Origin of the sequence: Vibrio sp. AND4 (assembly GCF_000171815.1) — a bacterium.
Classification (GTDB): domain Bacteria; phylum Pseudomonadota; class Gammaproteobacteria; order Enterobacterales; family Vibrionaceae; genus Vibrio.
This window is the reverse complement of record NZ_ABGR01000004.1, coordinates 265,720-276,201: the sequence shown is the minus strand read 5'-3', so window position 1 is coordinate 276,201 and position 10,482 is coordinate 265,720. Positions and strand designations below refer to the sequence as shown.

Sequence of the window (10,482 nt, the reverse complement as noted above, 5' to 3'; positions counted from 1 at the left end):
AGCGGCCAATTCCAATCTTCTACTATCAGGAGTGCCCAAGGTAAGTTGTTTGCAGTTTTGAAGTATTTACTCTGCGCAGGGTCACTGTCATCAACACCGAGGCCGAACAGGTTTTGGTCGTCAAACTGCTCTGTTGGTGCTTGGTCTGCTAAGTGTACTTCCCACGCACGACCAGGTTGGAAGGTAATGCCTTCACCATGATAAGCCCCTGGGGTCGCGAAGATAAACGGGTCATATGGCATGGCTTGTATCCCTGAGCGGTCGGAATCTTCGGTGAAGTAAACGTTGAGGGTAAAGTTAAGTGAGACACTGTCATTGCAGCCAGATTCAGTTCGGAAGTAGTCACAGCTGCTAGTGGCGTATTCACTCAGATCTTCACTGATGATGAAAATGGCTTCGTCAGAAATGCTTTCCAACCCGTTTGATGCCTGCTCTACGCCATTGAAGGACAAGGTAGTGAGGCCATTTTCTATGATGCTTCGTGAAATACCTGGTAACCGTATGGCGAAACCGTTTTTGTAACTCGCACCATAAGCAGCTAAGTTACCGGTTATGTGGATGTTTTCAACGTGACTCGCAAGGCTGGTTTCTGTGATGCGGAACTCCACTACCACGTCATTCATGTCATAATCGGCGGTATAAGGCCAATTATCCTCGTACGCGACGGTGGCGTAGTCTTCTGCGCTCGGGAAATATTCCACTGTGTAGCCGTTGCCAGTGATAGTAATTGGGTGGTCTTCCACCTCACCTGAAGTAGAGCCGCCGAAGTAATTCAAGCCAGTTTGTTGACTAAAGCGGAATCGACTCCAGCTTGCGCCTGCTGTTGCGGCGGTCGAAACCACAAATGGAAGCGGATTGTTACCAGCAGAGAGCGCCTCGTCGGTAAAGACTTGTTCGCCGGCGTCATCGAAGTCGCCATCGCGATTCCAGTCAAACCACGCAGAGAGATACCCTGATGTAGATGCGGTGACATTAATGATGGAGCTCAAACCCGGATCAAGAGCCGATACGAACCCAACCCCATCTTCATCCGCCACTCCTACAGCGTTGTCATCCGCTTGGCCATCAGCATCACCATCTGGCTCTAACGTACCTAACCAAGTGATATCGTCGATTTCATGTCTTGGGCCATTGGATGCGAGTGTGGTGCTGTAGGTGTCGGGGGCATCACCAAAATCGATAGGGTCGTCTTCATCAATGACGGGCGCATTCGCACATCGAGCACCATCATTTTGGTTTGAGCTTGGGCCGTTAGAGACAAATTCAACAGCAGGTACAATGCCCGCAGCAATGTTGGCTGCGTTGCCCGCAGACAAGTCTACCCGATAGATCTTACCGTCTTGATTTCGTGACACGTAATAGTTGCCATTGACGTCAAAATAGCCTGCACCAAATGTGCCTGTTTCGCCAGTATCGCCGACCGCGGTCGCGTTGCCGTTGCTGGGGTCAAACTCATACAGAATGCCCGAGTTATTATCGATACCGAAAAGGGAGCCATTACCCGGGTGAAAAGCAAAATCCGTGAGGGTAATGGTTGCTGTTGAAGTTATTTGTACAATGTTGAGCGTCGCATTAGGGTCTGTATCTAAAGGAGAGAGATCTATCGAAAACAGGCCCTCGCCTTTGCGGTATAAGTAGTAGACATGGTCGTAGACGTCACCTACGTAAAACGTGTAAGAGGTAGACAAGCCTGAAACATTGAGCGTCTCGGCCTGAAAGTCTTGACCCAACCTAACGATTTTCATGTTCGTCGTGTCATAGCCATAAATATATCGATCAGTGAAGTTAAAACCTACGCCGTTTATCCCCGAAGCCAATCCAGTGTCGTCCTCTAATAGGGTCGTTGAACCCGTTACCAAGTTGACGCCATAGATTTGGACTGGGGTTGACTGAAATAGGTATGCCTTGCTTGGACACGTATCGAAAGGAGCCGCCTGTGCGTAGGCGCTCGCTGCCAAAGTCCCAAGTAATAGTGATATCCTTTTCATAATCTACCCTCTAGTTATTTGATGAGATATGCAATGAAAGGAACGTGCCAGATTTTAAATTACTGATTCTTAATTGCTTTTATTTGGTGAGGGGGTGGGTTTTAATTCTGATTGTCAAAATGAGAAAGTCCAACATTGAGCTGGACTATTTGGGAAGGAGCGGAAATATTTGGCTAACGGCTAGCCACAAACCGGGCAGGCTGGCATTTTCATTAGATTCATTTCTCGCCAAGACATACACAGCGCATCCAAAATCAGAATTTTTCCTTGCTTTGGTTGCCCGAAGTTAGCAATCACTTTGATCGCTTCCATCGCTTGAACCGCACCGATAATACCGACAACAGGCGCCATTACACCGGCTTCCACACAGCTTAACGCGCCACTGCCAAAGAGCGTACTCAAACACTGGTAACATGGTTGCGAAGGCTCATCGTAAGTAAACACACTGACTTGGCCCTCCATACGAATCGCCGCGCCTGAAATTAGCGGTGTTTTGCTCTCAAAACATAAGCGGTTAAGTTGATTACGTGTGTCTACGTTATCTGATGCGTCGACGACGATAGTGTGCTGCTCTATGAGCGTTTTAAGCTCTGTATCATTAAGACGTTTGGCGATGGTGTCGATGCTAATGTATGGGTTAAGTTCATGCAGCGCCTCGGCCGCCGATTCGACTTTTTTGCGGCCGATATCGGCATCGTGATGCAATACTTGACGCTGAAGATTAGACAGCTCAACAATATCATCATCAATCAGTGTTATTTTGCCGACACCAGCGGTGGCCAAGTATTGGCTTGATGCACAGCCTAGACCGCCCGCACCAAGCATCAATATTGACGCTCGTTTGAGCGCCTCTTGCCCTTCAAAGTCAAATTGTCGAAGAATGATTTGACGGTTGTAACGCAGCATTTCCTGATCGGAAAGAATATCCACAACGATTTCCTAGTATAGGGTTGAGTTGAAGAGTTGAATCTGAACGGTCTCGCCTACTTCAACCCGGCCGCGTTCGCGTTCTAAAACGACAAAACAGTTTGCTAGGCTCATTGAGCGGAATGCGCCAGAGCTTTGGTTGCCTGTTGTCTCAACCACAAACTTGCCATCTTCTAGTGCATAGATACCACGTTGATAATCGGTACGCCCCGGTGCTTTCTTAAATGCACTTTTGCTCGTGGCAGGGATAGATTCAGGTGCTTTCCATTCAGTGTGACCAGCCAACTTTGCTAGCATTGGCTGAACAAGCACATACATGGTGAGCATGGCAGAAACAGGGTTTCCCGGCAGACCGCAAAACCAAGCAGTACTTAGCTTACCAAATGCAAAAGGTTTGCCCGGCTTGATTGCCAACTTCCAGAAGCCAATTTCACCAAGCTCTTCAAGAATGTCTTTGGTGTAATCCGCTTCGCCGACGCTGACGCCGCCAGAGGTAACAACAACATCGGCCAGCGTTTGTGCTTGTTCAAAGGTTGTTTTGAGTGTCTCTGGACAATCTGGAATGATACCAAGATCAATCGCTTCACAGCCGAAGTTTTCAATTAGTGGCTTAATACCGTAACGGTTGCTGTCGTAGATTTGGCCTTCGTCTAGCGATTCGCCCAGTGGTTTAAGTTCATCACCGGTGGAGAAAAAAGCGACTTTAGGTTTACGAACCACAATCACATGGCTGACACCGAGAGACGCAATCATAGGAATATCACGTGGCGTGAGACAGGCACCTTGTGCCAGCACGATGTCGCCTTGCTTAATATCGTCACCTGTTGGGCGGATATTGTTTCGTGGTTTCACGTCCGTTTGGAGGAACTGAATACCTGCATCCGTGACACTTGTGTTTTCTTGCATGATCACGGCGTCGCAACCCTCGGGGATTTTTGCGCCAGTCATAATACGAACACAGGTGCCTTGGGGCCATTCCCCTTCAAAAGGTTGCCCCGCGAATGATTTACCCGTCAGAGGCAGAACCGTAGACGACTCAAGATCTTGAATGCGAATGGCGTAACCATCCATTGCTGAGTTGTCGAATGGAGGCACATGGATAGGAGATAAAATATCTTCAGCCAGTACAAAGCCAAGAGCATCAGCAAGTGGAAGGGAAAGCGTCGTTTGGATAGGTTTGATTCGCGATAGCATTTTTTCCATCGCATCTTCAATTGGCATCAAGCCAGGTGCGTCGCAGCAGCCCATTGATTAAATCCTATGTTCTTTATTCTGGCGAAATTTTACCATAAAAAGGGAGGGGAGTAAGAATGCCCATCGATAAAATATGGGTGTAATTATGCAAAAATCCAAGTATCCTTGTCAGCCATCCGAAAGGGGTAAATAAACCTGCGGAGCGCAAGAAACTCAGCCTAGAGCCTTCATTTGATGTGGCTTGGTGTTAAAACACAAGCTGAGTAGCTCATAGCAGAAAGTATGAATGCAATTTTGGTTGAATTTGTGCAACAAGCTGAAGCAACAAAATTGGCTGAAGCAACAAAAGAGGAAGTGGAATGTCTGGTCTTAGCGAGTCAGCGAAGTTAGTAAAAGCAGCGCTAGAGCAACGTGGTTTGGAAACGCCAATGCGGCCAAACAACGTAAGCCGTGAAGAGAAGAAAGAAAAGATCGAACATCACATGCGTGAGATCTTAGGTTTGCTTCAACTTGACCTTACCGACGATAGTCTAGAAGAAACTCCCCACCGCATTGCTAAGATGTATGTGGACGAGATTTTCTCCGGCTTGGATTACGCCAACTTCCCAAAAATCACCGTGATTGAAAACAAGATGAATGTGAGTGAGATGGTCCGTGTGAAAGACATCACGGTGACCAGTACTTGTGAGCACCACTTAGTCACGATCGATGGCAAAGCTGCGGTCGCTTATATTCCGCGCGGGAAGATCATCGGCCTATCTAAAATCAATCGTATTGTTCGCTTTTTCGCGCAGCGTCCGCAAGTTCAAGAACGAATGACTCAGCAAATTCTCGTTGCACTTCAAACCCTATTAGAGTCTGATGACGTTGCGGTGACCATTGATGCAACGCACTATTGCGTCAAATCTCGTGGTGTTATGGATGCAACCAGTGAAACAACAACAACAGCATTGGGCGGCATTTTCAAAAGCAATTCCGCCACGCGTGCCGAGTTTCTTCATGGTTTACGGTAAGTGACGAGTCAGTCGAGTTTACGAAAATGACAAATTAATTGATAAGAGGATGGCAAACACCATCCTTTTTTTGTCGATAAATGAAGATTTCCGGGACTAGACCAAGGGATTCTATTTAGGCACCCATATTAACTTAAGCTTGGTTTTCTGGTAGGTCTTGTTGACGTAGTTTGTCGTTTTTAAGTGTACGATGTAACAACTGGCTGTAAATCGGTTGTCCACCAAGCAATTGTGCGATGATAACCGCGCCCAAGCTGGTGATTATGAGTGGTAAAATCAGGTCGTAGTTATTGGTCATCTCAATAACCAACAAGATGCCCGTAATTGGTGCACGTACTGTCGCGGCAAACAATGCCCCCATGCCCGCAATGGCAAATACACCCGGCTCGATAGTCAATGAAGGTAACAGCATGTCTGCCGTTGCGCCGAATGCGTAGCCAAACAATGTACCTAAAGCCAGCATAGGAGCGAAGATACCGCCCGGTGCGCCAGAGCCAAAACAAAGTAAGGTAGTAATGACACGGCCAACAAACAGGATCACCAAAATCGAGATTGAGTAGTTACTGTTGGTGATGTCTGGGATCAAACCAATGCCGCCACCTGTCAGCTGAGGCACGTAAAGTAGCAGCAAACCAAATACTCCGCCCAAAACGGTCCCCGTAATGAGATAGCGTTTGCGGTTGTTTCTGTGTAAGGCAACAAAGCCATCTTGTGCAACGGTGATCAGTTTATTGAATACGACACCAAATACGCCAAATAAAGAGCCGAGGAGCAGAAAAAGCCACAGGGATTGCAGCTCTGGGGATGGGTATTGTGGCATGGTGATAACGGCATTTTGGCCATTGATGGCACGAAAGACAATGTTTGCCATAATGGCAGAAATGATCACGGCGCGGATCGAAATCAATGAGTATCGAAACTGAGGACGCATCTCTTCGACCACGAACATAATGCCTGCTAACGGTGCGTTAAATGCCGCCGCCAAGCCACCTGCTGCACCGGATGCGAGTAAAGAATGACGGGTATCCTCGTCTTTGATACGAAAAATATCAGTGACCATACGACCAACGGCACCACCCATTTGAACTGTTGGGCCTTCGCGTCCTAAGACCATGCCTGAGCCAAGAGCCCCCATGCCGCCAAAGAACTTGACTGGGATCACTCGCCACCAACGAACAGGACGAATGTTATCCATCGCCCCTTCGATTTCCGGGATGCCAGAGCCTGACGCCTCCGGCGCAAAACGGTGCACAAAATAGTAACCAATGAATGCCAGGGCGCTACTGATCAAAATGGCAGCAAGCCATAAAGGCAGCATGTTACCAATTTCACTCTTTAACCATTCGGTACGAGTTTCAGAAACAAAGTGAACAGCAATTTCAAAATAAGTGCCGACAAGGCCTGCTAACGTCCCAACAATCGCCGCCAAAAAGAGAACGGAAAAGGATGTTGGCGTTGACCCTCGAGAGACAAACTGGTTAATCGCGTCTTTTGAGACGTGCGCTAACACAGATTTCACAATTCTCTCGCGTTTGGACATTAACAGGTTCTCCTAGACTACTGATTGGAAGGGGCAAAAGAATTATACGCCCAGCAGAGTCTAGACCTAATCAGTAAAGATGCAATTTAGCTTTCCACTATTGAGTGGTTGAAGTTCCTGAGGTCTAAGTATTGATCGTGGCAGTGCTATTAACTGCATATTTAACAAGATATTTTTTTGCGAAAACTTGTTTTTTGCACAAAATGAACCATGCTTTAAATGTAAAGCAACATGATTGCTTCAAAGGAGGGACGTGAGGTTTTACACACAATTTGGATGGAATCAAAACTCTACAGAAATTCCTCGTCATTTGTTTGGGATGCATCAATAGACTTCCCGATTCGCATACTCACGATTGAGTCACGAGGCAGAGGCGCACGCACATGTGCGCCTTTTTAATGCCTGATTAACCGCGAAATTTCCTCATAAACGCATGCAATATTGAGTCATATCAAGGGCATTAGCTTGTCTTTTTCTAATAATGGCTTTGACCGCTATTAAAAATAGATAGCGGTCAGAAGCACCGACAATTTTCATCCTCGACCCTCAAGGGTAACATTCAAGTGGAAGGTAAATTGGAAGGTAAATTGGAAGGTGAATAGGAAGTAGACCCGTTGAGTAAGCAGCAGAACAAGATTAGGATGAACGCAGTTGAAGAAAGGAGAGATACCTATGGTTGCGAAAGTGGTGACTGCACCAAACGGTCCAGAGTTTTCAGAGTTGGTTCAAGGATATTGGCGAGCAGCAGATTGGGGGATGACTGCGCGAGAGCGTTTGTCCTTCCTCAAGCAACACATTGAGTTAGGCATTACCACTGTCGATCATGCAGACATTTATGGTGACTACGAATGTGAGACTTTGTTTGGTGAGGCATTAGCCCTCGACAAGAGCGTTCGAGAGCAGATTCAGATCGTAACCAAATGCGATATCAACTTGTGCAGCGATAAAGCGCCAAATCGCAAGATTAATCATTATGATACGAGCGCTGCACATATCTATCAATCTGTTAATAATTCACTTGAGCGACTTAACGTCGATGAGATCGATGTATTATTGATTCACCGTCCAGATGTACTGATGGATGCCGATGAAGTGTCAGAAGCGTTTTCAGAGCTTCATAAAGTGGGTAAGGTGAAGCACTTCGGTGTGTCCAACTTCACGCCACGTCAATTTGAGCTGCTGCAATCGCGCTTGAGCAAGCCTCTAGTAACAAACCAAGTGGAAATTAACCCATTGAATTTTGAAGTAGCACACGATGGCACGTTAGATCAGATGCAAACTCTGCGTCTGCGTCCAATGGCGTGGTCTTGCTTGGGTGGCGGCTCTATCTTCTCAAATCATACCGAGCAAGTTACCCGTGTTCGTACAGAGTTAGAGGCCATCCGCGAAGAGACGGCAGCAAACAGCATTGATGAAGTGATCTACGCTTGGATACGTCGTTTACCTTCAAAGCCGATACCTATCATTGGCTCTGGTAAAATCGAACGGGTTCATGCAGCGGTGAATGCTCTTAATATCGAGTTGACTCGTGAACAATGGTACCGAGTTTGGGTCGCATCGAACGGTCATGGTGTGCCATAGAGGTTGCTTTAATCAAACAGCCACTTAAACACCGAGACACTTAGACACTTAGACACTTAGACACTTAGAAACTTAGACATATAGAAACTGGGCACTTTTAACATGGTGCCTTTTTATTTTCTGATTCCGCTGAAAAAGCAAACCACAAACAAAAGCAACCTCTTGCGTATCAGGGGCTGGATAAGTTTTCATTACTTAGGCGCAATGTCACTAAATGTGTAGGGAAATTTGGATTTTAGTGTCTGACCGGTTCACTCGTCCACTTATATTGCGTATGCTTGCACGTTAACAGTAAGAAAAACTCCTCGTCAGTTTCTTCGTATTTTATGCGGTATCAGCCAGGCCGATTCCTGAGCAGGTTGTTGAATATTAAAGGTGGTAGAATGTCGTTTCCTGTCCTCATCTGTGATGATTCAGCGTTAGCACGCAAGCAGATGGCAAGAGCACTTCCGGAAACATTGAATGCAGACGTGACATTTGCTATTCATGGTAAAAATGCGCTTGAAGAGTTAGCCCAAAAAGAATTTAAATTGATGTTTCTCGATCTCACCATGCCAGAAATGGATGGGTTTGAAACATTAGAAAACATAAAGCGATTAGGCATTCAAACCCCTGTCGTAGTTGTATCCGGAGACATTCAGCCAAAAGCGAAAGAGCGCGTCTCTGCACTCGGTGCAAAAGCATTTATTCAAAAGCCCATCGGTAAAGAGGAGCTTAAGGCTGCATTAAAAGAGCTGATAGAGCCTAGTGACCGTCCCCAAGTCATCACGCCGACAACGATTGAGTTACCAATTTTGCGTCGCCGCGACATCTATATGGAAGTTGCCAACGTCTCTATCGGTCGTGCGGCGGACGCTCTGGCCCGTCACTTCGATGTATTTGTTCACCTTCCGCTGCCAAACGTGAATATTTTTGAAGTGAGTGAACTGCACATGGCGCTGCGAGACTTAGCCTCACAGGACAATGTCTCGGGTGTTTGCCAAGGTTTTTGTGGTGAGGGTATTGCGGGAGAAGCGCTCGTCATTTTAACTGACTCCAGTGTTTCCGATCTCAAAAAACTGATGAATGTGCCAGCAGACACTGAAGAATTGGAAGAGCTTGAGCTGTTGATGGACGTCTCTAATATTTTGGTAGGTTCATTCTTAAATGGCTTGGGTGAGCAATCAGAGGTTCGCTTTTTCCAGAGCTCACCCGTACTGCTTGGTCAGCATATTTCCATTGATTCCATTATCGAATCCACCACGGGGGCATTTAGCCGTACCATGACGTTCGAAGTGAGTTACAACATAGAGGGCACATCGATCCGCTGTGATCTACTGTTTATGTTTGTGGATGAATCATTGCCATTGTTGGACAACAAACTGTCGTATTTAATGGAGGACTTTTAATGCTGAATTTACCTGCAGAATTTGAACAATTCCATTGGATGGTCGACATGGTACAGAATGTCGACATGGGGTTAGTTGTGCTCGACAGAGACTACAAGGTACAAGTGTGGAATGGATTCATGACGCATCACAGTGGCATGCAATCTCATGACGCCATTGGTCGTACGATCTTTGATATCTTCCCTGAGATCCCCAAATCGTGGTTTCAGTTAAAAACCAAGCCTGTCTATGATTTAGGGTGCCGCAGTTTCATCACATGGCGTCAGCGCCCCTATTTATTCCGCTGTCGTAACGTTCGACCAGTGACGCAACAGGCTGAGTTTATGTACCAAAACGTAACGCTTAACCCGATGCGTACCCCAACTGGGAAAATCAACTCATTGTTTTTGTCGATTCAAGATGCAACAGCAGAAGCTCTGATGTGTCCACAGCAAAACTAAAGCTGGTGGAATAAACATACAAAAGCCGAGGTTCGCCTCGGCTTTTTCGTACTCGTCAACCATACCTATTAAACCGCAGAAGATCAGTTTTGCGCCTAACCACATCCTTAAGTTCTAAACATGTGTGCCTACAGGCTGAAGATGCGCGCAATAAAATAACCAAACAGTGACGTTAAGCGCAGAAAAAACACCAATTCAAATGTGGATTGAACCCAAGATGAAGGGCTGTTTGATGTCATTTTGAGCATTTATGAGAGGTTAAACCGTTATGTGTTGTTTATCTAACGCAAAGGTTTGCGCAAAGGATTAAATAATAGAGTGGTTTAACTTTTTGATATTGTTAATAAAGTTATTAGATTAGGGCGGAGAGGGGTGTTTTTGGTATGCACTTTACAAGATGGTATCACAAAA

The 10,482-nt window shown here is 46.3% G+C and carries 8 protein-coding genes; 4 read left to right on the top strand and 4 right to left on the bottom strand.

The features are described 5' to 3' along the window. The 3 genes from AND4_RS07990 to moeA all read right to left on the bottom strand — a co-directional run. Positions 1-1,988: LruC domain-containing protein (locus AND4_RS07990; protein WP_009842445.1), on the bottom strand; the 1,988-nt coding region annotated here is incomplete at its 3' end. Between the two features lie 180 nt (positions 1,989-2,168). Continuing rightward, on the bottom strand, positions 2,169-2,918 hold the full coding sequence (moeB, locus tag AND4_RS07985; protein ID WP_009842444.1) for a molybdopterin-synthase adenylyltransferase MoeB: 750 nt from the start codon (positions 2,916-2,918) through the stop codon (positions 2,169-2,171). A gap of 9 nt (positions 2,919-2,927) precedes the next feature. Beyond that, positions 2,928-4,163 (bottom strand): molybdopterin molybdotransferase MoeA, encoded by a 1,236-nt coding sequence (gene moeA, locus AND4_RS07980; protein ID WP_009842443.1) that lies wholly within the window; start codon positions 4,161-4,163, stop codon positions 2,928-2,930. A gap of 305 nt (positions 4,164-4,468) precedes the next feature. Here moeA and folE point away from each other — a divergent pair, with 305 nt between their 5' ends. After that, a complete protein-coding gene (folE, locus tag AND4_RS07975; RefSeq protein ID WP_009842442.1) occupies positions 4,469-5,122 on the top strand; it encodes a GTP cyclohydrolase I FolE in 654 nt (217 codons plus the stop codon). A 133-nt stretch (positions 5,123-5,255) separates the two neighbouring features. Here folE and clcA read toward each other — a convergent pair whose 3' ends face one another. Further along, positions 5,256-6,662: a H(+)/Cl(-) exchange transporter ClcA gene (clcA, locus tag AND4_RS07970; protein ID WP_009842441.1), complete on the bottom strand. Its 1,407-nt coding sequence runs from the start codon at positions 6,660-6,662 to the stop codon at positions 5,256-5,258. 672 nt (positions 6,663-7,334) lie between these two features. On the opposite strand from clcA, the gene AND4_RS07965 reads away from it, so the two are divergent. From AND4_RS07965 to AND4_RS07955, 3 genes are all read left to right on the top strand, one after another. Continuing rightward, complete coding sequence (locus tag AND4_RS07965) at positions 7,335-8,243, top strand: aldo/keto reductase family oxidoreductase (protein ID WP_009842440.1); 909 nt, start codon at positions 7,335-7,337, stop codon at positions 8,241-8,243. 383 nt (positions 8,244-8,626) lie between these two features. Then, positions 8,627-9,631 carry a response regulator gene (locus AND4_RS07960; protein ID WP_009842439.1) on the top strand — a complete coding sequence of 335 codons (1,005 nt, stop codon included), beginning with the start codon at positions 8,627-8,629 and terminating at the stop codon, positions 9,629-9,631. Then, positions 9,631-10,071 (top strand): PAS domain-containing protein, encoded by a 441-nt coding sequence (locus tag AND4_RS07955; protein ID WP_009842438.1) that lies wholly within the window; start codon positions 9,631-9,633, stop codon positions 10,069-10,071. The genes AND4_RS07960 and AND4_RS07955 overlap by 1 nt, the downstream gene beginning before the upstream one ends. The last annotated feature ends 411 nt before the right edge of the window (positions 10,072-10,482 follow it).

Coding starts and splice junctions, on each gene's coding strand:
- moeA (WP_009842443.1), bottom strand. CDS start 4,163: ATGGGCTGCTGCGACGCACCTGGCTTGATGCCAATTGAAGATGCGATG.
- folE (WP_009842442.1), top strand. CDS start 4,469: ATGTCTGGTCTTAGCGAGTCAGCGAAGTTAGTAAAAGCAGCGCTAGAG.
- clcA (WP_009842441.1), bottom strand. CDS start 6,662: ATGTCCAAACGCGAGAGAATTGTGAAATCTGTGTTAGCGCACGTCTCA.
- AND4_RS07965 (WP_009842440.1), top strand. CDS start 7,335: ATGGTTGCGAAAGTGGTGACTGCACCAAACGGTCCAGAGTTTTCAGAG.
- AND4_RS07960 (WP_009842439.1), top strand. CDS start 8,627: ATGTCGTTTCCTGTCCTCATCTGTGATGATTCAGCGTTAGCACGCAAG.
- AND4_RS07955 (WP_009842438.1), top strand. CDS start 9,631: ATGCTGAATTTACCTGCAGAATTTGAACAATTCCATTGGATGGTCGAC.